The 22,672-nt window shown below is 34.9% G+C and carries 21 protein-coding genes, 1 riboswitch and 1 other annotated feature; of the genes, 17 read left to right on the top strand and 4 right to left on the bottom strand.

Translation table 11 applies throughout. The features are described 5' to 3' along the window. Positions 1 to 132: 132 nt before the first annotated feature. Positions 133 to 882, bottom strand: a complete 750-nt coding sequence (locus JFL43_RS16045) for a formylglycine-generating enzyme family protein (protein WP_200749815.1) — start codon at positions 880 to 882, stop codon at positions 133 to 135. Between the two features lie 610 nt (positions 883 to 1,492). Further along, positions 1,493 to 1,682, top strand: a riboswitch (cobalamin riboswitch). A 217-nt stretch (positions 1,683 to 1,899) separates the two neighbouring features. Here JFL43_RS16045 and JFL43_RS16040 point away from each other — a divergent pair. From JFL43_RS16040 to JFL43_RS16020, 5 genes are all read left to right on the top strand, one after another. Then, the gene (locus JFL43_RS16040) at positions 1,900 to 2,964 is read left to right on the top strand and encodes a FecCD family ABC transporter permease (RefSeq protein WP_234447837.1); all 1,065 of its coding nucleotides are present in this window, start codon (positions 1,900 to 1,902) and stop codon (positions 2,962 to 2,964) included. Further along, on the top strand, positions 2,961 to 3,728 hold the full coding sequence (locus JFL43_RS16035) for an ABC transporter ATP-binding protein (RefSeq protein ID WP_200749813.1): 768 nt from the start codon (positions 2,961 to 2,963) through the stop codon (positions 3,726 to 3,728). Before JFL43_RS16040 ends, JFL43_RS16035 begins: the two co-directional genes overlap by 4 nt. A gap of 26 nt (positions 3,729 to 3,754) precedes the next feature. Continuing rightward, on the top strand, positions 3,755 to 4,756 hold the full coding sequence (locus JFL43_RS16030; protein ID WP_200749812.1) for an ABC transporter substrate-binding protein: 1,002 nt from the start codon (positions 3,755 to 3,757) through the stop codon (positions 4,754 to 4,756). Positions 4,757 to 5,176: 420 nt separating this feature from the next. Beyond that, the gene (gene ccsB / locus JFL43_RS16025; protein WP_200749811.1) at positions 5,177 to 6,370 is read left to right on the top strand and encodes a c-type cytochrome biogenesis protein CcsB; all 1,194 of its coding nucleotides are present in this window, start codon (positions 5,177 to 5,179) and stop codon (positions 6,368 to 6,370) included. Positions 6,371 to 6,449: 79 nt separating this feature from the next. Continuing rightward, entirely contained in the window at positions 6,450 to 6,674 is a 225-nt protein-coding gene (locus tag JFL43_RS16020) for a hypothetical protein (protein ID WP_200749810.1), read from the top strand. Between the two features lie 491 nt (positions 6,675 to 7,165). Here JFL43_RS16020 and JFL43_RS16015 read toward each other — a convergent pair whose 3' ends face one another. Beyond that, complete coding sequence (locus JFL43_RS16015) at positions 7,166 to 7,375, bottom strand: hypothetical protein (RefSeq protein WP_200749809.1); 210 nt, start codon at positions 7,373 to 7,375, stop codon at positions 7,166 to 7,168. A 456-nt stretch (positions 7,376 to 7,831) separates the two neighbouring features. Further along, entirely contained in the window at positions 7,832 to 8,707 is an 876-nt protein-coding gene (locus JFL43_RS16010) for a pentapeptide repeat-containing protein (protein ID WP_200749808.1), read from the bottom strand. Between the two features lie 274 nt (positions 8,708 to 8,981). On the opposite strand from JFL43_RS16010, the gene JFL43_RS16005 reads away from it, so the two are divergent. The 6 genes from JFL43_RS16005 to JFL43_RS15980 all read left to right on the top strand — a co-directional run bounded on the left by JFL43_RS16005 (position 8,982) and on the right by JFL43_RS15980 (position 12,867). Further along, entirely contained in the window at positions 8,982 to 9,257 is a 276-nt protein-coding gene (locus tag JFL43_RS16005; protein WP_234447833.1) for a hypothetical protein, read from the top strand. Between the two features lie 155 nt (positions 9,258 to 9,412). Continuing rightward, complete coding sequence (locus JFL43_RS16000) at positions 9,413 to 9,928, top strand: YfiT family bacillithiol transferase (protein WP_325166695.1); 516 nt, start codon at positions 9,413 to 9,415, stop codon at positions 9,926 to 9,928. Between the two features lie 94 nt (positions 9,929 to 10,022). Further along, positions 10,023 to 10,196: a GNAT family N-acetyltransferase gene (locus JFL43_RS23235; RefSeq protein ID WP_325166693.1), complete on the top strand. Its 174-nt coding sequence runs from the start codon at positions 10,023 to 10,025 to the stop codon at positions 10,194 to 10,196. Between the two features lie 103 nt (positions 10,197 to 10,299). Continuing rightward, positions 10,300 to 10,749, top strand: a complete 450-nt coding sequence (locus JFL43_RS15990) for a DinB family protein (protein WP_200749806.1) — start codon at positions 10,300 to 10,302, stop codon at positions 10,747 to 10,749. A 262-nt stretch (positions 10,750 to 11,011) separates the two neighbouring features. Then, on the top strand, positions 11,012 to 11,788 hold the full coding sequence (locus JFL43_RS15985; RefSeq protein WP_200749805.1) for a GNAT family N-acetyltransferase: 777 nt from the start codon (positions 11,012 to 11,014) through the stop codon (positions 11,786 to 11,788). 842 nt (positions 11,789 to 12,630) lie between these two features. Further along, positions 12,631 to 12,867 (top strand): hypothetical protein, encoded by a 237-nt coding sequence (locus JFL43_RS15980; RefSeq protein WP_200749804.1) that lies wholly within the window; start codon positions 12,631 to 12,633, stop codon positions 12,865 to 12,867. A gap of 273 nt (positions 12,868 to 13,140) precedes the next feature. Here the strand turns inward: JFL43_RS15980 and ileS are convergent, their stop codons facing one another. Further along, a complete protein-coding gene (gene ileS / locus JFL43_RS15975; RefSeq protein WP_200749803.1) occupies positions 13,141 to 16,236 on the bottom strand; it encodes an isoleucine--tRNA ligase in 3,096 nt (1,031 codons plus the stop codon). 54 nt (positions 16,237 to 16,290) lie between these two features. Continuing rightward, positions 16,291 to 16,531: a binding site (T-box leader), on the bottom strand. 125 nt (positions 16,532 to 16,656) lie between these two features. On the opposite strand from ileS, the gene JFL43_RS15970 reads away from it, so the two are divergent. The 6 genes from JFL43_RS15970 to JFL43_RS15950 all read left to right on the top strand — a co-directional run bounded on the left by JFL43_RS15970 (position 16,657) and on the right by JFL43_RS15950 (position 22,537). Further along, entirely contained in the window at positions 16,657 to 17,295 is a 639-nt protein-coding gene (locus tag JFL43_RS15970) for a lipoprotein (protein ID WP_200749802.1), read from the top strand. 615 nt (positions 17,296 to 17,910) lie between these two features. Further along, positions 17,911 to 18,390, top strand: coding sequence for a group-specific protein (locus JFL43_RS15965; protein WP_234447832.1), 480 nt, complete (start codon positions 17,911 to 17,913; stop codon positions 18,388 to 18,390). 75 nt (positions 18,391 to 18,465) lie between these two features. Further along, complete coding sequence (locus JFL43_RS22690) at positions 18,466 to 19,080, top strand: serine hydrolase domain-containing protein (protein WP_234447831.1); 615 nt, start codon at positions 18,466 to 18,468, stop codon at positions 19,078 to 19,080. A gap of 119 nt (positions 19,081 to 19,199) precedes the next feature. Next, positions 19,200 to 19,784 carry a serine hydrolase domain-containing protein gene (locus JFL43_RS22685; protein ID WP_234447830.1) on the top strand — a complete coding sequence of 195 codons (585 nt, stop codon included), beginning with the start codon at positions 19,200 to 19,202 and terminating at the stop codon, positions 19,782 to 19,784. A 103-nt stretch (positions 19,785 to 19,887) separates the two neighbouring features. Continuing rightward, complete coding sequence (locus tag JFL43_RS15955; RefSeq protein ID WP_200749801.1) at positions 19,888 to 20,517, top strand: kinase; 630 nt, start codon at positions 19,888 to 19,890, stop codon at positions 20,515 to 20,517. A gap of 352 nt (positions 20,518 to 20,869) precedes the next feature. Then, the gene (locus tag JFL43_RS15950) at positions 20,870 to 22,537 is read left to right on the top strand and encodes a MutS-related protein (RefSeq protein ID WP_200749800.1); all 1,668 of its coding nucleotides are present in this window, start codon (positions 20,870 to 20,872) and stop codon (positions 22,535 to 22,537) included. The last annotated feature ends 135 nt before the right edge of the window (positions 22,538 to 22,672 follow it).

Genomic DNA, 22,672 nt, shown 5'->3' with positions numbered 1-22,672 from the left:
AAGCTGGCGTTACACATTAATAGGAAAACTAAAGATCATAAATAATGTTGATTTGAAAAAAGATCGATATAAAAGAAAAAGTTTAAAGTGGATTCCTTAACTTCAATTATATAGAAATTCTGAATTTTATAATTATAAAACAATAGATCTAGCAATTCTAAATCCGATATCATCTATATAAAAATCAGGCATACTCTTCCGGCGACAAGTAGCTCCACACCCCCGTTCTTCTTCTGCCCAACTTCCTCCGCGAATTATTCTGTAAGTACTAAAGGTCTCTGCATCATATAAGTCCCCGCACCACTCCCAGACATTCCCGATCATGTCGTACAAGCCCCACTCATTAGGCATTTTCTTACCAACTTGATGTACTCGTGCTTTAGAATTTTTTTTATACCAAGCTATTTCATCAATTTCACTATACCGATATCCTTTTGATTTTGCCTTACATGCATATTGCCATTCAGCATCTGTCGGTAAACGAAAACCATTAGTACCATTTTTGCAAACAACTTCTTTACTTTCATTATCAAAATCATAAAACTTGTCATAACCCATTGTATCAGACAATAAATTGCAAAAAATCACTGCATCTATCCATGAAACATTAACAATTGGTTTTCGAGCCTCATTCGTTGTTGCAAATTTTTTTCCCATAATAATCTCGTAAAGTTCTTTTGTCACCGTATATTTAGCAAGATAAAATGGCTCTATCTCAACATTCCAAATAACTTCCTTTAATTTTTTTCTAATACCCGGCATTGCAAATTTATAGTCTGAACTAATCCATTTTTGCTCGTTTCGAAAATCTCGTAGGCGAGTTTCTCCTTCCGGAATATACACCATTAAATCTCTTAAGTAGTCATTTAAGTTAGCTAACATTGTACACCTCTAGTCTTGAATTAGTGTGCTTATACACTTCTTTCATAGCAAAACCTCTTTAAGATTATTCTGGAGTTTTATTCTAATGCATCTTTGAATAAAGTTGCCCGTTTATTGAAGGCTTGACTACCGAAATTTCTATACGATTATTATAAACTATACGCAAAAAAGCCTACACTAAATTCAAGTATCGGCTTCATCTTTAAAGAAATTTATTATCTTTTGAACAGCTTTATTATTCGTAAACAGGTAAGAAGAATAAACGCTCTGTTTATGAGGCATTATTTAGTGTTGATAAACTTATGTTAAGCAGATAGTTATCTTTAGCTGCTACCATAGGAACTTCTTATCCACTGTCGTATACTAATAAGAAATTTATTCTTCTCCCTCTTTCAGCAGGAACTGAAGGAATTCGTACACCACAATTGAAATTTTCTTATCTTTTAAACGGAATAAAAAATTGAACGATTATTAGGGATCATTCTGCTAACTGACAAAAGGGTCCAAAATATTACGATCAAAATAAGAATGAGTAAAATAAGTAAAATTTAACTTGTAAAAATATTCTAATTATACTACCATAATGTTTGTGTAGTAAATTTTACGAAGTTCATAATTATGCCGCTGGGTGCCTTTGTGTAAACAAAGGGTAACAGGGAATCGGGTGTAAATCCCGAGTGGTCGCGCCGCTGTAACCAAGGAGTTTTCTTTCATGATGTCACTTGATTGTATCAATCAGGGAAGACGAAAGAGAATAATGATTTGGAAGCCAGGAGACCTACCTAGTGTGTATCACCAAATTTTCCTTCGCTGAGAGGAGAGGTGTTCGAGAGATTAAAAGACTGACTTTTTGTACGATTACTATGTCTTTAAACCGATACTCGTAGCCCCATTCTTTGTCATTAGGAATGGGGCTTTTTTGTTTGTTTTTTTATGAAGGAGGTTTTCTTATTGGAACAGTTATTGCCAGTTCGATCATTGAAAAAGGGGGACAACGATGATATTACGCAAGAACGGCTGATTGAGAGAAAAGCTAAGCGTCGATTTCAATTGCTGTTGCTTCTGTTCTTTTGCGCCCTTGTATTATCTATTACATTCGCTTTAACTCTCGGACCAGTTAAGATGTCTCCTATAACCGTTTGGAAGATTGCTCTATCTCATCTCCCCTTTTTCGGGGATTACATAGACGTTAATTGGAGCCAAGCGCAAGAACGAATTATTTGGGACATTCGTTTACCTCGTGTCTTACTTGGAGCTGTTGTAGGAGCCGGATTATCCGTAGTTGGGGTAGTTATTCAAGCATTGGTTCGTAATTCACTTGCGGATCCGTATATTCTTGGCATATCTTCTGGTTCATCAGTTGCTGCAACACTTGTAATTCTATTTGGTGCGCTACCAATCTTCGGTCAATATGCGCTGTCTTTGGGTGCCTTTATTGGAGCTATTGTTGCGATGGTAGCTGTTTATTTATTAGCTCAGGTTGGGGGAAGAATTCAAACGACAAGGCTTTTGTTAGCAGGTGTTGCTATTTCAATGATTTTGTCAGCTGTAACGAATTTCATTGTTACGCTTGCCCCAAAAGAATCGGGGATCCGCGGTGCAATGTTTTGGATGATGGGTAGTTTAGCTGGGGCCAAATGGGAATACATAATGATTCCAACAGTTGTCGTACTCGTTGGTACTTTTTATCTGTTATTTCATTCTCGGTCTCTAAATGTTTTATTAATGGGAGAGGAAGCGGCTGCAACACTTGGAGTTAATATTGACTCCTTCCGTAAAATACTAATAATTATCTCGTCACTTCTTACAGGGACTGTTGTGGCTGTAAGCGGTTCTATCGGATTTATTGGGTTAGTCGTTCCACATCTAGTACGTCTACTTATTGGTACAGATCATAAACGAGTTCTACCATTCAGTATTTTAATAGGAATGATACTTGTCATTTGGTCTGATGTATGTGCTCGAATGCTACTTGCACCCCAAGAACTTCCGATTGGAGTCGTCACTGCACTATGTGGGGGACCATTCTTTATTTGGCTTTTGCGTAGAAGTTCATATTCATTTGGAGGTGGAAGTAAATGAGATTAACTTTGAAGGATGTTGCTTATTCAATCCAAGATACTTCTATAATTGAGGATATTTCCATTCAAATTAAAGCGAAGCAGTTTGTTGGACTTATTGGACCTAATGGGAGTGGGAAATCGACCTTATTAAAAACAGCTTCTCGAATATTAAAACCACATTCTGGATTAGTTCACTTAGATGGACAAGACTTATACGAGCTTTCACCAAAACAAACTGCGCAGGAAATGTCGGTTGTTAGCCAAGAAACAGCACTGACTTTTGACTTTAGCGTACGAGAAATGGTTTGGATGGGACGTCATCCCCATAAGAGACTCTTTCAGTCTGATACGAAGGAAGACCGCATGATTGTCGACGCTGCTTTAAATCGTGTTGGAATGAATGGATTTAAAGAAAGAAGTTTTATGAGCTTATCAGGTGGTGAGAAACAGCGTGTTCTCATTGCCAGGGCTCTTGCTCAAGAAGCGAACATAATTATTTTGGACGAACCAACCAATCATTTAGACATACATCACCAACTTCAATTGCTAGATCTTGTTAAGAAGCTTGAAGTTACAATCCTAGCCGCCCTGCACGATTTAAATTTAGCGGCCATGTTTTGCGATTATTTATATGTCATCCAAAATGGACAGGTTGTCAGTTCTGGAACACCTGAAACCGTGTTAACAACAGAGCTAATTAGAGAGGTGTTTGGCGTGGAAACAGAAATTAAGATTCATCCTATCACACATAAAACACATATCACTTTTTTAGCGCATGTATAAAAAACAATAGATTTGAGGAGATTTGTATGACTGGATATAGAAAGCTATGGATCAGTATTAGTTTACTAGTAATAATAATGTTGTCTGCGTGTAGTAGCTCAGATAAGCCGTCTAAAAATGAAGGTACAAAACAGAAAGCCGAAAGTGGATATGGTGAAGTAGTTATTACGAATATGGACCACGAGTTTACATATACAGAAGCTCCAAAACGTGCTGTTGCTCTTAACCAGCATGCAACGGAAATTATGCTTGCCTTAGGATTACAAGATTCAATGGTAGGTACAGCTTACTTAGATGACAAAATTTTACCAGAATTTAAGGAAGCTTACGAGAAAATTCCAGTGCTGGCTAAGGAATATCCATCCAAAGAAGTGTTCTTTGAAGTTGAGCCAGATTTTGCTTATGCAGGCTGGAGAAGTGCATTTTCAGAACAAACATTAGGAACTGTTGAAGAGTTACAAGAAGCGGGAGTGAATACGTATATTCAAGAATCATCTAGTATGTCGACTACTCCAACACTGGATGATGTGTATAAAGATATTGAAAACATTGGACGTATCTTTCATGTAGAAAAAAGAGCAACAGAACTCATTAATCAAATGAAACAAGATATGGAAGAAACAATTGCGAAAGTTGGTCGAGTAGAAGAACCAGTAAATGTATTAGTATACGACAGTGGAGAAGAAGTTCCTATGGCAGCAGCTAAAGATAACTATCTGGTTCACTTAGTTACAATGGCCGGAGGAAACAATATTTTTAATGATACTAAAGGTGGGTGGCCCGAGGTAAGCTGGGAAGAAATCATTAATCGTAATCCAGAAGCTATTATTATTATTGATTATGGTGATACATCTGTAGAACAAAAGCAAAAATTCTTACTAAATAAAAAAGAACTTGCAGATTTACCTGCTATTAAAAACAAGATATTTATTGTTCTTCCTCTTTCAGCAGGAGCCGAAGGAATTCGAGCACCACTTGCATTAAAAACAGTTGCTGAAGGATTATATCCAGAAAAATTCGAGAAATAAGATGCACACTATATTACCTTTAGTAAAATCAAGAGTCTTCGTTTAAGCGACTATTAAATAACTCCAGCATTGTCTGAGTCATTTTTTTATATGATTCTTCATACTTGTATTTACAATTTTGATCTTCAGCCTAGCGAGGTTGATCAATGTGAAACCTTGGAAAGTAGATCTTGCTGTTGAGAAATAGCATTGTAGAAGTGAATAAATGCCGGCCTAAAAGACTGACATAAAATTGTCAGTCTTTTAATTAACTATATACTGTACAAACATTGGAAATAGAGGATAATTATACTTGGTAGTTAGAATACAATACTATTCGATTAGCAAGACCTCTTACTACTAACTATATGTGAGGAATATTGTTCGAGAAAAAATTACAACAGATCAAACACTTAAATAATCAGGAGGATTTAAAAGACAATGCAATCTTTAATTGATATCAGTAGCACAGCTTTGTATATTTCATTTCTAACGTACTTAATAGCAATTATTCCTTTAGGTTTATCGGTTACTTCACAGAAAAGGGTATTTTCTATTGTTGGTTTATCCATGACTTGGATCGGTTTTACTTTACAAATTACATATTTTGGTATTAGATGGTATGCAATTGGGCACGCCCCTGTTGGGAATATGTATGAGTTCATGACATTCTTTGGTATTATGCTTGTCGCTGCATTTTTAATTATGTACTATATTTATCACCAGAGCGTCATTGGGCTTTTTGCATTGCCAATTGCTTTATTGATACTTGGCTATGCAAACGCATTCTCAAAGGATGTAACGCCATTAATTCCAGCACTTCAAAGTGAATGGCTTACAATACATGTCATAACAGTCGCATTTTCAAGTGCTGTATTATCAATTTCCTTTGTGACAAGTGTGATCTACTTATTAAAAGTCATTAATACGGAGGAAAAGAGTAAAAAAACGTTCTTTTTAGAATTGGTTATGTATTTTTTAGTCGTCGTTTGTGGATTTATTGCCACGACATCTGCATTTAATATTGCTGGTTATGAAAAAAATATTCAATTTACAAATCAAGATGAGAAGCTAGAAGTATATGAATACAAAATGCCAGCCATTACTGTGCCAAAAGAATCGGTAGTAGTTGAAATGGCTGAGGATAAGAAGGTTACCCAGACGACAGGTGAGAGTGGTTTTCTTGAAGTGTCTAGTTTTTTAAATGCGATGAAATTAAATACGCTCATTTGGTCGTTCCTAGTGGGAAGTCTTCTTTATCTACTCATTCGACTAATCACAAGACGTAAGATCATTTCATTGTTAAAACCGCTGACGAATAGAGTTAATGCTGCAACAATGGACGAAATATCTTATCGATCAATTGTCATCGGCTTCCCATTATTTACATTAGGTGGACTTATTTTTGCCATGATTTGGGCGCAAATTGCGTGGAGTCGCTTCTGGGGATGGGACCCAAAAGAAGTATGGGCTTTAATCACATTCCTATTTTATGCCGCTTTCCTACACTTACGTTTAAATAAAGGCTGGGAAGGAGAAAAAACAGCCTGGTTATCCATTATTGGTTTTGGAACAATCATCTTCAACCAAGTATTTGTCAATCTAGTCATTGCTGGACTGCATTCGTATGCGTAAATAAAAAAAGTTTTCAAGAACTATTCTGAATCTTTCGTGCATTAGTCTTCGTATAGATACTATTGGAGTGATTAAGTACATGAAAAAATTCATTTACCTTTTTGTAAGTGCTCTTCCAATTATGAGCTTATCTGAAATAATTAAAGGTGTACTTTTAACATTCAGTTATCAACTAGGTGAAGATTCGATGGAAATGAACAGCTTGTTGCAAATGGCAGTGCCGGCGTTGCTAATTGCAATCGTATTATCGGTAGTATTTAAACTGAAATTAGGTCAGACAGCGAAAAATGCGGAACAAGCGTAAATAGAAAGCAGCAAGATATCTGGTACCGATTTAAGGAGGGTGTTTTAGTAAGGTAGTCACATTCATTGCGATACTTTTGCTCATATTTTCATACGATTTTACTCGATTCCGAAAACAACTGGACCGGATTATCGAGCAAAATGATGAGATGATTCAGTTAATGAAAAAAAGTAAAGAAGAGGAATAGAAGCTTGTAGCAATAGACGTTATCAATTGATTATTAAGCTAATCAGTTGATAGCGTTTTTTTATATTGTGTAGCTTTTAAATAAAGTTTGATTAAAAAGATCGCAGGAAGCTTTATTTAAAAGCAAAGAAAAAGAAACTATTTTGGTCTAAGATTGATCAGAATAGTTTCTTCTATTAATAATGTTATTGAACCAGTGTTTATAACCATCAAGTTCCCATTCTTATTCCGTTAAAGCCCCCTTATATTAAACAAAGTGAGAACTTCTGTTAGCTCGTATTACGAAAGAATTGGCACAAACCTACTTAGGCACCTTCTACCTTTTTTGTGTTTACTTTTTTTTGAGCGTTCCAAGTACTAATCATGCTCGGAACTCCCACAGCCATACTCACCATAAAACTACACATTACAAAACGCCAATTTCCAGTGAATAACGCCACTCCTATAAAAAATGCCAACTGACCCACAAGGGCAAACCATGAAGCTATCCAAGCAAATTTTAAATTTTCCTTCATCCCCAGCACTCCTAATCTTTAATAACAATAGTCGTGTGCACATAAACAGAAGAATCTATACAATCATTGACTTTAAGACTAATAACGCTAGGACTCTTCTATACTTTTGTACTTTCCTAAATCAGTGTACATCTCATTAGAAAATACATTTCATAATTTTCAATAATCCTACCATTTTACAGCAGAGTATTGTTAATTGTTGGTAAATTCTGATGATATGAGTATATCATGGGTTGCTTCTGTTGAGAACAGACAACTATCATATTACCCATAGTCTTATCACGATTACGATTCCTGATATGATTAAAGAAACGAAACCAAACCAACTTAAATAATGAATACAGTCGGCTGTGATAACGATTTACATTTTGAATATGATAAATGCCTTTCAAATGTTCTTTTCCGTACGATTTGAACCGATTTAGTATAGAGAGATTGGGACACTATATAGTTATTTTACTCAAAAGCAGACCAGTGTGTCGGTCGAGAAAGCAAGTGTGGTAATTTTGTATGTTCATCCCCTTTTGCAGCATTAACCTGAACTTGAGTAAGGAAGATACTTCCGGTTAGATTTGCTCCTCTAAGGTCTGTGTCTCGGAAATCAGCTCCAATAAGGTCAGCCATTCTCAAGTCTGCGTTTCGAAAGTCAGCACCAATAAGGTAGGCCCCTCTTAAGTTGGCTCCTCTGAAGTCAGCCCCTCTAAGCTTGGAACCCATAAGGTCTACTCCTCGACGGTCAATTGTTTTTCTTTTATTAGAGCCAGTATGTTGGTGAAGTGCTTTGTTTCTCACAAGTTCGCTAGTTTTTAAAAGTAAAGCGTTTACTACTGCTCGATGTGATGGCACATCTAGTTTTATAAGTGTATCTGGACTAAGTAGACTAAGTCGTTCTGTTTCGTCAAGAGCGGAGCTAAGTTCTCCATGAATTGGGCTAGCATCCTTCAGAGTCAGAGCTTCAGTCAGATACCATAGCATCTCATGGAGTTGATGCATAATTGGGAAAACATCGAACATTTTCTTCGCCGTTTCTGGACTTTCACGCCAGTCAACGCCTTTAAAAGTACTTTGGGAAACCTTTTGTCCTGCGCCGAAGCAGTCAAAAACGGTACAACCTTTAAACCGTTGCTGTCTAAGGTTTTTGTGAATGCCACAACGGAAATCCGATTGCAGATTTGTGCAGGGTTTTCCGGCATCTTTCTTGGTTGCAAAATCTCCCGAAGCTGCGAAGGGGAGCGCTACACAACATAAGCCGAAGCATTTCTCACAGTCAGCACGCAGACTGTTACTACTAATATTGTTTTTTGGATTTGTATCTTCATTATTCTCTGACAATATGTACACTTCCTTTGCTTCCGTAATTCATATGTATTTTAATATATTCTTAAGTTTGTTAGTTACTTTACAATTATCGAGAAGCGTATTCTAATTTTTAATATTATCATTGAATGAATTTTTCAGTCAACTACTGGATGTGTTAACAAAATATTCTTATTGATGATGTCATTTAGATAGGTAAAAGTAACTTTTCTAAATGACCTAGACAATTTTTTCTATGTCCACATTCATATTCAAAAATCAATCAATACAAAGAACGGAGGATTAATAATTGAGATACTGCTTTTTTGGATGTGGAATAGAAACAAAAACGCTTGAGGAATTTTATGAGAAGGATTTGAGTAAAGTATGTGAAATTAAGATTGTTGATGGTAATACAGGCGAGGAATCATTTAGTACGGATCAAGAGAAAATAGACGATTTTATTAATGATATAAGAGATATTGAATTTATACCGGATGAAAATCAAGAAAAAAGAGACGGATTTCATTATTCCATTTACATTAGTTATTCCAAGATGGCGAAGAAACGTTACAATTTGGATTAACTAATGTAAATGGAGACTATTATCATACAGATCCGGATATTAAACCAATTGTTGATGAATTCTTCACAACCATACATCAATAATGTTTTAGGTGATGGGTAAATTTGTTATAATTACTAAAAGGCTACATCCGTTATTATTGATAGAGGGAGTTGATTACTTTGGATTTGAAATATCCTATTGGTAAATTTGAATGTGAAGAGAAGATATCTACTGAACAAGTGTCAAAATGGATTGAAGAAATACGTCTTCTACCTGAGCAATTAATTGAAGCGGTAAAGTATTTGACGGAAGACGCTTTAGATCAACCTTATAGAGAAAATGGATGGACAATTAGACAAGTTGTACATCATCTTGCTGACAGCCATAGTAATGCATATACGCGCTTTAAATTTGCCTTAACAGAGGACACACCAACGATTAAACCATACGATCAAGATAAATGGGCGGAGCTAATAGACTCTAAAATACCAATTTCGAGTTCGCTTAAAATCATTGAAGGACTACACGATCGAATGGCTTATTTGCTAGAAAACCTAACTGAAGAACAACGGAAGCGCAATTTTCACCATCCTGATTCAGGACTCGTTTCTATTGAAAAAAATATCGGTATATATGCTTGGCACGGTAAACATCATTTAGCGCATATTCAAAATGCGTTGCTAACTTGAAGAACCTGAATGATAAACGATGGGAGTTGTATGATGGTCATTTGCATTCCTAAATGGTGAACTTGTCGGTTTTGCACGAGCAATTTCAGATAATGTGTTTAATGCCGCTATTTATGATGTGATCGTTTACAAAGATTATCAAGTTAATGGTATTGCGAAAAAGATTGTAGAAGAGTTAATAGAACAATTAAAGGATATTTCATGCATTCATTTGATATCAACTACAGGTTTGAAGAATTCTACGAAAAATTTGGCTTTAAAAAGTTGAAAACAGGAATGGATAGGTACTTAAATGCAAATTTGAGTGATGAGTATCATACATAAGTTTGTGAATAACAAAATCATCTAAGAATTAAAAAGGAATGTTGTTAATGCTTTTTCCATATCGTAATGACCCGAGGAAGACTTTAATTCCTTATCTAAGGAAGCTTGATGAAGAGTATTGGTTTAAAAAAACAGCAGTTTATCCTAACAATTTAGCTTGGATTATTTCTCATATAGCAAGCAGTGAAGACTATTGGGTGAATGAAGTTGGGTTACAAAAGGATAGTATTTTAACTATTAATGAGGACAGTTCAATTCAAGAAATATTGGATAGTTATATTCGAATCAGAAACTATACAGATGATATTTTAAGGAGATTAGACACAAAACTGCTGAATAAAATAGTAGAAGTTCCAACATTTTCTGATGGATGGACACCGCCTTCGGAACCTACATTTAATTGGTTATTTAATCATATTTACACACATGAAGCATATCATATTGGGCAAATAGCGTTAATAGCTCATATCAATGGCTTTCCAAAGCCTTTATTTTAATCGCTATTACAAAAGGGGGTAATGTCTATTATTTCGATGAATTAGATTATGCCAAAATAGCACCTATTTCCTCTAAGTAGAAAGCGATTGATCGACAAGAAAAACGTGGCTTGGTTCTGAATTTTCATCACCAGGTTATAGCTAGCCGAAATATTGGGAGATACAAACATATTAACGGATAAATTTAAACTGAGAATAATAAAGAAGCAATTATAGTGTATTTAAAACGTAATTATGATCTACAAGAGAAAGGAGCTTGGCAATGGATAAAAATGAACTGATCTCACTATTCCACAAAGAACTTCGACAAGAGGCTCTAACACAAGGCTTTATAAGAGAGGAATCAGAGCATGTGGTGCGTCACATTTCACAGTTTGGTGAAACAGGGTTCATTCTCTCATCTAATGTAAACGAAAGAAATGTAAGGGGAATCATTAAGAAGGAATTAAACTATTTTAGTAACCTTGGGCAGGTTTTTGAGTGGAAGGTGTATAGCTATGACAAACCTGATAGTTTGAAAGATATTCTTGAACAAGAAGGTTTTACAATAGATGAAGCTGAAGCTCTCATGGTTATGAAGCTAGATGATCAGCACCCCTTGCTTAATAATGACCAACATTTCGATTTAAAGGAAATAACGAATGAACAAGGCATTCAAGATATTATTGATTTAGAAGATGCCATCTGGAATGTACCGCATGCGGAGCTGGGAGAAAGGCTTTGGAGGGATAAACAGAATAATCCTGAATCCTTATATCTTTATGGGATTTATGAAGATGGTCAGCTCGTAAGTGCAGCATGGATGTACATAGAGACCAACTCCTCCTTTGCTAGCTTATGGGGAGGTTCGACGCTCCCTATGTATCGTGGAAAAAGGTATTATACAACACTTCTAGCTGCTCGGGCAAAAAAGGCATATGAAAAAGGGCATCCTTTCCTTACTGTTGACGCTAGTCCAATGAGTAGGCCTATCCTAGAAAAGTGTGGTTTTCTTTGTCTGGCATACTCTTATGGCTGCCAGTCACCTTCTCCCAAATAGTAAAGCCTCCTGTTCAACATTGTTGAACAAGAATGATAAGTGTGATACATGTTATAGATGACTAATATGTATCACACTTTATTATTTATGTCTTTTACAATATAGGTCTTTAAAGTAAACTGAGTCTTCTTTTGTTATGGAGCATCTGAAGGACTGAAGCAGTATCTCTGTGACTAAGTCATAAACGATGAAAAGTCGGATGTTGAAATAGTATGGTATTATCAGCTAATTTCGAGGTCACTTAGTGAATATTCCGATATGGACTATGTCTATCAATTTGATTTTTAAAAAGTTGAGAATATTTAAATCCATAGAGTTAGAACTATTAACGGGCAACAAACTGCATCAACATGTCGATGTCTAGCGTATGATTATTGTCATCGCCTTTGATATTCACAGAATGACTTTCCACAATTTCTCTCCCTTCACTAAATAAAGGCTCCGATTGTTCTAAAATGACTCGAATGTCAAAAATGATTTTAAGCAATCAAAAGGAATTTAGGAATAATCCTAGAATTATAAGAGTATAAGGTATAGATAATTTTGGAGGGGATATTCATTAATAAAAGAGTCAGAGTAATTATTGGTTTAATTAGTTGCCTGATTTTATGTGTTTTTGGGATGTATAGCTTAATAACTGCAAGTGCATCTGTAATTCCAGCAATATTATTTTTAATCGGTGGTTTTATTGGATTTATTGGATCTGCAATTGAACTTAAAAATATAAATACTACCTGAGCTAACTTAGAAAAATATATAGAAAAGCAAAGTACCCTGATAACAGCTTATTTACTCAATCGAAAATATGCTGCACTTTCTCTCATAGGTAGGAGGTGTTACACGTGTTCAAATATTTCTTTATTTTTAGTTTAGTATTCATTACTCAATTGATAGGTGTTTTAATGTGGGGAGAATTTATCTGGCATTATAAACTAAAATCATTTGGAGATGTTACTGGTACAGCCATTGATCAGATTAGTCCTGGTATTTGGGTTTTACTTCTTCTTGAACTTATTATTTTTGGTGTGCTAGTAAATTCGCAAAAAATGAAATTAGGTAGTTCAAGTAGCAAAGAATAATTGTTGCCTTATTATATTTTTAATATAAATATACCTCTGTTGTTTTGGAAGGAATGACGAAATATTATTTTAGATGGAGTCATTCGCAAAGAGGAGAAAGAAATGAAAAAATTAATAATAATTGGACTTAGAATTCAATATACTTAGTTAATCAAGAGTTTATCAGAGAAACCTCTATATTCAGCATAAAAGGGCATCCGAAAGTCAGAAATCGACTTATTGGAAAGCCCCTTTGTAACAATATTCACACTTTCGGTTAATACAACCTCATAATCAATAACGCATTGAAACTTTCACAAGTTCGACGCCTAAATGAACATCGATATGTTGCGAACTGTCTTCTAACGGTTTAAAAGTGATTTCATTCACAAGTAAATTCTCTCTCATTAGCTCGTCAAATCGAAGAATTATTTCTTCTATTTCTGTACTACCTACAATGTTAAGGGATACATACATTTCGACTGGCAAATCTAATTTCTTTCTTGTGTCTTGAATTGTACGAATAAGCTCTCTTACTTGCCCCTCTTCAATTAATGGTGGTGATAATTCCACATCCAAAAGAACTTTTAGCTGCTGATCTCCAGCCATTTCAAATCCAGGTGTAACGGCATAATCAACAAGGACATGTTCGGTTTTTAAAGTATACAGGTCTTCGTTTACTTTGATTTGCAATTCACCATGCTTGAGTATTGTTTGTTTTTCTAACTCTGGCATCCTCTCTACATATTGCTTAACAGAATTGACCGTCTTCCCAAAGGCAGCGCCTGCGGTTTTGAAATTCAATTTGAAGTTAGCGGATTCATACTTCGATACATCATTTGTAAAATTCACCGTTTTAACGTTTAATTCATCTTTTATGATATTTGTATAATCTGCTAATGCCTCTGTGTTTTCTTTACGCCAAATAATGATTTGTTGAAGCGGTTGCTTGGTTTTTAAAGAAGTACTATTACGTATACTTCGACCAAACTCCACAATTTTTAAAATCGTCGCCATTTTTTGTTCTAATTCCGCATCAATCATTGCTTCATTTGCTTTTGGATAGTCTTGTAAGTGCACACTACTGTCATGAAGCTTTAGATGAATATCCTCTGCAATATACGGAACAAATGGAGCTAATAATTGGCTTACTGTACTTAATGTTTCAAATAGAGTTGAATAGGCTGCTCGTTTGTCCTCTGAAATGCCAGAAGCCCAGAATCGATTTCTTGAACGTCTTACATACCAATTGCTTACATCATCCACTAATGATGCAATTTCTCTTGTAGCAGCCGTAAATTGATACTCTGCCATAAATGCTTCTACAATTTTGACTGTACTATGCAAACGTGAAAGCATCCAATGATCTAAGATGGTTTTCTTACCTGTTTGCTGCTCATCGTATACAAAGGCATCAATTTTCGCATACATTGCATAAAATTTATACGTATTATCTAATGTATCAACTAGCTTGGATTTTGCATCTTGCACCGTTTTCTTTGAGAATCGTTTAGGATTCCATGGAGAACTATCGATTAAAAATGCCCATCGTAATGCATCTGCACCGTATTCGTGGATTAGTTCAACCGGTTCTAGGGCATTACCTTTACTTTTCGACATTTTCTGACCTTGTTCATCTAGTACATGACCTAAGGATAAAACATTTTTGTAGGGGGCCTGCCCAGTATAGAGAGTGGAGACCGCTAATAGGCTATAGAAAAAGCCGCGTGTTTGGTCAATGCCTTCAATGACAACATCTGCAGGGAATTGGGTTTCAAATTTCTCTATGTTTTCAAATGGATAGTGGTGTTGTGCAAATGGCATCGAACCACTATCAAACCAAACATCAATAACTTCTGGTGTTCTTTGCATCTGGCCATGACATTTAGGGCAAGAGCAATGTACTGCATCAATATAAGGCTTATGCAGCTCAATACCGTCATCCAAATTGGTTGTAGCAATTTTGTTTAAGTCATGAATACTGCTAGGTGCAACTTCATAACCACAATCACCACAGATCCACACATTGAGTGGTGTACCCCAGTAGCGATTTCGGCTAATATTCCAATCCACTAGATTTTCAAGGAAGTTACCGAAGCGGCCGTTTTTAATGTGTTCAGGATACCACGTGACGGTTTCATTGTTCGCTAGCATTTGCTCTTTAAGGGAAGACATATTGATGAACCAACTATCTGTCGCATAGTAAAGAAGTGGAGAATCACAGCGCCAGCAATGTGGGTAGCTATGTTCGTACTTTTCTTTGCTAAATAGTAGACCTTTTTCTGAAAGCATTTTAATAATATCTACGTCACAGTCTTTAACAAATCGTCCTTTCAGATCAGTTACTTCATCCGTATAACGACCTTGCTGATTGACCACATTCACAAAGGATAGTTCATTTTGTTGAATGGTTTTATAGTCGTCTTCACCGTAAGCTGGTGCAATATGAACGATGCCGGTACCACTGCTTTCCGTTACATAATCAGCTAAGACGACGATATGTCCTTTTTCAACATTGACATAGTTGAATGGGGATAAGTAATGTACACCTTCAAATTCGTGCCCTTTATGCTCGCTAATTACTACAACACCTTGACCTAATACTTTTTCAATTAATGATTTTGCAACTATGAAAATCTCTGCTTCTTTTTGGACTTTTACATAAGTTAAGTCTGCGTTCATAGCCAGTGCAACGTTAGCAGGTAGGGTCCATGGTGTTGTCGTCCAGCCTAAGAAGAATTCATTATCCTTATTAGCTAATTTGAATTTCACCGTAGCAGATAGATCTTTTACATCTTTATAGCCTTGTGCTACTTCATGAGAACTTAATGAAGTTTGACAGCTAGGGCAGTAAGGTGAAACACGATGCCCTTTATACAACAAGCCATCTTTATGCACTTTACTCAAGACGTGCCAAACACTCTCGATATAGTCATTGCTTAATGTCATATAAGGATGATCCATATCAACCCAATAGCCTAATTCTTCTGTAAATGTACGCCATTTCTTCTCGTATGTGAAAACACTTTCCTTACATTTGTTTATAAATGGTTCTACACCATAGCGTTCAATTTCTTGTTTACCTGAAATACCTAGTTGCTTTTCAACACCTAGTTCAACAGGAAGTCCGTGTGTATCCCATCCAGCTTTTCTTTCTACTTGGAATCCTTGCATCGTTTTATAGCGTGCTACTACATCTTTAATGGTTCTGCCAAATGCATGACCTACATGGGGTAGCCCATTAGCGGTTGGTGGACCTTCATAAAAAACAAACGGGACGCTTCCTTCTCTTGCATCAATGGTAGCTTGAAAAGTATCTTGCTCTGTCCATAGGGTGCGAAGGCGTTGTTCACGTTGTACCGCATTTTCTTTACTTTCATTCGAATTCATTGATATCGCTCCAATACAAAAGTATATAAAAGCATACAAAAAACCCCGTCCCAAGTAAGGGACGGGGTTAACCGCGATACCACCCTAATTCTATTGAAAACCGCTCAATAGCACTCAGCAACGTACAATCATACGTGTTCCTTTTAACGGCGGACACCCGGATAAAACCTACTAAAACTTCAGCTTATCTTCTCAGAGAGGATCTTCACATTACACTTAAACACTGACTTGCACCGATCTGTCAGCTCTCTAGGGATTAAGATGTAAAGCTACTTTTTCTCATCAACGAATTTGTATGCTTTTATTAAAAATTATCTTAACAAATCTGAAAAAAATTGTCAAATAATTAAAATGGTACAATAATGTATATAATTGTTATATAATAAATTCTATATATACATAAAATTAGGAGTTGTCTGTGTGAAGAAAATGATCATGGTTTTAGGGGGAGTATTGCTACTAGCTAGTTGTAATACTAAAACTACTACAGTTACAGAAGTAGCGCATGAAGTAACGGGTGGAATCAACGCAGAAATCATACCATTTGACTTCAAAGAAACAACGGCAGAGGCGGATTTAATCGCACATCTGACTATTAGAAATCAAGTTGAAGAAGCAAAAGTTGTAAAAGGAAGGTCGATTCCATATACGCTATTCAATGCAGAGGTAAAAGAGGTTTATAAAGGGGAAGTAACTACTAAAGAGATCGTTATTAAACAAGAGGGTGATAGTGAATGGGTTGTGAATAATAGTAAGTTGTTTGAAGCTGGAGAGGAATACATTCTCTTTTTAAAAAAAACAGCGGAAATTAGGGGAGATTTCTGGATTATTGGTGCAGAAACGGGAACATTTAGAGTTTTAGATCAAGATACAGTTGCAAAATTATTAATGCCAATAGCAGAATTAAAAGACATAGAGGTCGTTGCTTCAAAAAGAGATCCGAAAGTAGATTCGTTGATTGATGAATTGAATGATAATGGAAAAGAAATTCAAATGATTAATAAAGATAAATTAATCGGAAAAATTAAAGCTGAAGAAAATGGTAAAAAGGATAACTAGTATAGTGACAGTACTAGATTGAATATAGTCTGAACATTCCGTGAATAAAAACAATTGTAATCGAAAAAACGAATAAATAAAACGATCTTAAGAGCACCTAGATATACAAATTCATATTTCGCGGATGCTCATGGCGAATGAAAATAGTGATAGATCATGCGCAAACCATTGGTGCATAAGCATTTGCATCTATTTTTATACTTAAAATTTTATTGCAGAGAATGACTTAGAAAGCACATTTTTAAGTGAAATAATTAGTGAGAAAAGTGTTTTATTCCATAATAAGGTAGTAACGAGAATGATGTATATATATGTTGTTTAATAATAAAAATGACACTATATGAAATGACGATCTGAAGGAAGATTATCAGAAGTAATAAAATAAAGTGCTTTAAAAATGTTATTCAACTGTGGCTATTTCATTTACAGATATTATATCATATTATTCAGATAATAAGGCTACTAATTCCTATATTTTACATATAATATAGTCAATACAAGGCTTTTTAGAATGTATCGGAGGGGGAATTAGATTGCAATATGTTTATCACATGGTACCGAAAACAGTGGTAGGTGAAGAACTAACTTCACTTAATAAACTTAGAGATATTGATCTTGCTCTTTATGAAAAATATTCCAAAAAAGTATTTTGAATATTCAAATAGAAAACAATTATTACAGCGAGCTATTCCTAAGTTAAATTGCTTATGGGCTGATGTTATTTTTCTTCTGCCTTTAAACCCTTATCATGTATTTGTGGTTTTGACTTCGTTAGGGATCAGTGTGAAACATAATGTAATGTTTTATAAGATTCCAATACAGCGATTAAATGATAATATCAATGCCATTTATTTTTATGACAAAGAGCATTATCAAGGACCAACTGCACCAATCCCAAACGAAGAAATAGAGTTGATTTCTCTTAAAGAATACGTTGAGTTAGATTCTATACCAATTGACACAATAATGTATTTTAAAAAGGAACATGAAAAAGGAAGGAATTTTGGAATGTTTGCATACATTCCTCATATTTTAACCCTTGGCAATATAAATCTAAGCAATTTAGAAGTCGTAAATTGGAGTTCTAAACCTTGAATTGAAATATTTAAACATTCTGGGGAGTCAGTTCAATAAGAATTAAATAACTTTATTAAAATTGAGGGGAATATCATGAGTTTAAAAGATGTAAGATTAGAAAAACAGATAACAGATTGGGCTAAAGCCTACGATCAGAATGGTTATCTTCATGGATCAATCTTAGTTGCGATCAATGGGCGTATTTTATTAAACAAAGGATACGGTATGGCTAATTGGGAACATCAGGTACTAAATAATCCAAACACTAAATTTCGGATTGGCTCAATTACTAAGGGCTTTACAGCAATGGCTATTTTCCAATTACTTGAAAAAGGTGATCTCCAATTAAATGACCCTATAGACAAGCATTTGCCTTTGTACCCTAATGATCACAATATCACGATTTATCACTGTTTAACCAATACTTCAGGTATTCCTGATTTTACGGCTTTCCCAGATTTTTGGTTCCAAACGATGAGGCTTCCATCAACATTGAAAGATCGTATAGACTCATTCAAAAACCTAGAATTAGTTTTTGGACCAGGAACGGACTATCAATATTCTACGTCCGGTTATCTGCTACTTACAGCTATTATAGAAGAAAAAACTGGTCAAACGTACGCAGACTATATGAGTGAACACATCTTCTTGCCCCTTGGCATGCACGATACAGGTTGTGACGATGGAAGAAAATTGTTTCGGGGCTAGCTTCTGGATATTCGTTCTGGGAAACACCCATTCATGCTGAATATGCGGATTTATCATTTCCTCTAGGAGGTTATGGTCTTTATTCTACGACACAGGATCTTTATAAATGGAGTCAATCATTGCAGGAATCAACATTAATCAGCAGGGATTTGACGGAGAAAATGTTTAAACCTTACTTAAATTCCTATGCATGCGGTTGGGCTGTTTCATCAGTTTTAGATAGGCAGTGTACGAGTCATTTTGGTAATATTAGTGGTTTTTCTAACGATTTTATCAGATTTGTAGACGATAACATAAGCATAATCTTTTTGAGTAATATGAACATAACACCAGTCCTGAAATTAACAAGAGAAATTGCGGAAGTGATTTTTAGTGAATCTGTCTCGCTACCAGAGCCAGCAGTTCCAATCATTTTTCCGTTGAAAGAGAAAGTATGTGGCACGTATATCTTTAGAGAAGATACAGAAAATAAATCGCTAGAAATTACAATAAAAAACAACGAGCTGTATGTAACACTGTCAAAAATGTACGGAGCCGTTTATAAATTCAAGCTAGTACCTATTAAACGTGATAAAAAACAAACGACATTTATTACAGAGATGATTCATGAAGTATTAGTTATCTATTATTCAGTTGATAAACTTGAAATTGAATATACAGATTATCATGGAAACCATTATATTCTGTATAAAAAATCGAACTAAACGATGGTTGACTGAACCATATTCATTTGGAGGTAATTATGGAGGCATTAAAATGAGAAATAGAACGGTCACTAAGTAATAGAAAGAAAGGGATGATGATTCAATGTGTGTTAATGAAATAGCAGGGGAATTATTATATCAATTTTCATCACGTTCCCATAACCGTCCTTTAATAGTCGCAATTGATGGTTTAAGTGGGGCAGGAAAAACGACATTAGTAAAAAATCTTGAGTGTGAGCTAAAGGATAAATGCAAGGTAACTGTTATACATATTGATGACCATATAGTTGAAAGAAACAAACGATACAATACAGGGCACGAAGAATGGTATGAATATTATTATTTGCAATGGGATATTAAAATGATAACAAACAAGTTGCTTGAAAAAATATACAATAATAGCAATGAAATAACGTTACCCTTCTATGATCATTCTACTGATACAATTTCAACTAAAGAAATTACAGTAACAACTAATAGTATTGTTCTTATTGAAGGTATATTTCTACAAAGAAAAGAATGGAGAAATTTCTACGACCTCATTATATTCCTAGATTGTCCTCTTGAAATGAGATATGAAAGAGTTTTACATCGCGATTCGTATATTGGAGATTATCAAGAAAGGTTAAATAAGTATAAAAGAAGGTACTGGTTAGGAGAAGAACATTATTTTGATATAGAAAACCCGATTAAAAATGCAGATCAAATATATAACGTAAAGAAGTTAGAGTGAAATATGTATGAATTCAAATTTTATGGTGTTAACGGAATGTCAATTGTGATTAAAACCGTTTGTAAAGTGTCGATAAATAGCGCTTTTTCTATGAGCTAAATGTAGGTTTTGAATAAAGTTTTAGTAAAAGTATCGAACCAAGCATTATATAGCAGCTACCAAAAAGAAACCATCTTGAAAAATGATTGATTAGTTTTAGTGGTCCTTTTTTAACTAAAGCTCCCCTTTAGCTGAAGAACAATTGTCCCCGTAACCTTATAAACCTGTCAAAGATAATATTGATAACAACAAGGGTACAAAATAATATGAATTGGTAGTACATTATATAAAAGTAATAGGAGTGATAAGATTAATGAATTTAATAATGATTCTTATAATAGTTACGACGGTTTTCTTTACCTATCATTTATTAACGAAAAATAAGAGAAGACTAAATAAGTTTAGAAAAGAATGGGAAACAGGACAGTTTAACGCACGAAGTGAAGATGATGAATCAGTGTTAATGTACTGGAAAAATAAAAAAAATAGTGGACCAAGATATGATGGGATAGATCATTTGACATGGGATGATTTATCTATGAATACTGTTTTCAAGAAAATCAACTACACGCAAACTTCGGTAGGATCAGAATATTTATTTAATCAGCTTCGAGATATTAATCCATCCCTTGAAGATATACAAGATAAAGAAGAACTATACAGATTACTAGAAAGCAATCAGGCATTAAGAGAAGAGGTCCTACTCATACTATCGGGGCTTGGAAAACAGAATTATACAAATTCATCTTCTTTTTTTTATGAAGATCAAAGTAACATAAAATATGTAGCTGTTTACGTGCTACTTGCTTTATTGCCGTTTGCTTCAATCTGTTTGATGTTTTACAGCTTGCAGTACGGGATTCTAAGTTTAGCAGGATCTTTTCTAATTAACTCATCCGTATACTATAAAAATAAACCAGCGTTAGAGAATAATCTATATTCCACATCGTACATAGCAGCTATCATTAATACTGGAAAACGCTTTGCATCCGTCAAACATCCTGAATTCACAACATTTACAAACGAGTTTAAGGTCAAGGTGCAGCCGATTAAAAAAGTTTTAATGTTAAGCAATATTTCCTCGCTTGGAAGAGGCAACGGAGATTTGGATATCATTTTTGAGTACATTCGAATACTATTTTTATTGGATTTTATTTCTTATAACAATATTATTAAAACGATTTCAACTCATAAAGCGGAATACCGTGAATTATGGCAACTGATTGGGCAACTGGATGCAGGGATAGCAGTTGCGTTTTACCGTAAATCACTTAATACATATTGTATTCCTACATTTGTGGAGGAAGAGGAACTTTCATTCAAAAATATGTTTCATCCACTTATCAAAAATCCGGTGACAAACACATCGATGCTCGGCAAGAGTACACTCATTACAGGGTCTAACGCATCAGGGAAATCAACGTATATCAAGGCAATCGCTATTAATACAATCTTGGCACAAACGATTAATACAGTATTAGCAGAAAATTGGACAATGAAACCTAGTTATATCGTAACTTCAATGGCAATTCAGGATAATGTGTTAGATGGGGATAGTTACTTTATAGCTGAAATAAAGTCACTCAAACGCATTATCCAACTATGTGAACAAGGTAAACCATGTATCTCATTTATTGATGAAATACTGAAGGGAACAAATACGATTGAACGGATAGCCGCATCGGCCGCAATGATGGAATGGCTTTCTTTGAATAAAGGAATGAATATTATTGCTTCACATGATATTGAATTAACCGAAATGGCTAGAAAAGCTTATACGAATTATCACTTCAGTGAATCGATCGAAAATGGGAAAGTTCAATTTGATTATACAATTCATTCTGGACCATCAAAAACGAGAAACGCTATTAAACTTCTTGAAATAATGGATTATCCACAAAGCATCACAGAAAAGGCGAACGGGTTAGCCGAGTATTTCATGGAAGGGCATAAATGGGAAGAAATGAAAGGAAGAAATTAAAAGATTGTAAATTGAAGAAACGTACCCTTTAGTTGAATAAAGAAGACCACCTTCTTGTTGTAGCCTATTCACTACTTGAGTAGAACAATTCTAGTCCAAAAGCAGTTCTACTCAAGTATTTTTACAGGAATTTTT

The organism is Viridibacillus soli (assembly GCF_016612995.1).
Classification (GTDB): Bacteria; Bacillota; Bacilli; order Bacillales_A; family Planococcaceae; genus Viridibacillus; species Viridibacillus soli.
This window is presented reverse-complemented; position numbering and strand designations above follow the sequence as displayed.

What these genes read in the sequence shown, in the direction of transcription:
- JFL43_RS16045 (WP_200749815.1), bottom strand. Translation starts at nt 882, where the DNA reads ATGTTAGCTAACTTAAATGACTACTTAAGAGATTTAATGGTGTATATT.
- JFL43_RS16035 (WP_200749813.1), top strand. Translation starts at nt 2,961, where the DNA reads ATGAGATTAACTTTGAAGGATGTTGCTTATTCAATCCAAGATACTTCT.
- JFL43_RS16030 (WP_200749812.1), top strand. Translation starts at nt 3,755, where the DNA reads ATGACTGGATATAGAAAGCTATGGATCAGTATTAGTTTACTAGTAATA.
- ccsB (WP_200749811.1), top strand. Translation starts at nt 5,177, where the DNA reads ATGCAATCTTTAATTGATATCAGTAGCACAGCTTTGTATATTTCATTT.
- JFL43_RS16020 (WP_200749810.1), top strand. Translation starts at nt 6,450, where the DNA reads ATGAAAAAATTCATTTACCTTTTTGTAAGTGCTCTTCCAATTATGAGC.
- JFL43_RS16015 (WP_200749809.1), bottom strand. Translation starts at nt 7,375, where the DNA reads ATGAAGGAAAATTTAAAATTTGCTTGGATAGCTTCATGGTTTGCCCTT.
- JFL43_RS15990 (WP_200749806.1), top strand. Translation starts at nt 10,300, where the DNA reads ATGCTTTTTCCATATCGTAATGACCCGAGGAAGACTTTAATTCCTTAT.
- JFL43_RS15985 (WP_200749805.1), top strand. Translation starts at nt 11,012, where the DNA reads ATGGATAAAAATGAACTGATCTCACTATTCCACAAAGAACTTCGACAA.
- ileS (WP_200749803.1), bottom strand. Translation starts at nt 16,236, where the DNA reads ATGAATTCGAATGAAAGTAAAGAAAATGCGGTACAACGTGAACAACGC.
- JFL43_RS22690 (WP_234447831.1), top strand. Translation starts at nt 18,466, where the DNA reads ATGAGTTTAAAAGATGTAAGATTAGAAAAACAGATAACAGATTGGGCT.
- JFL43_RS15955 (WP_200749801.1), top strand. Translation starts at nt 19,888, where the DNA reads ATGTGTGTTAATGAAATAGCAGGGGAATTATTATATCAATTTTCATCA.
- JFL43_RS15950 (WP_200749800.1), top strand. Translation starts at nt 20,870, where the DNA reads ATGAATTTAATAATGATTCTTATAATAGTTACGACGGTTTTCTTTACC.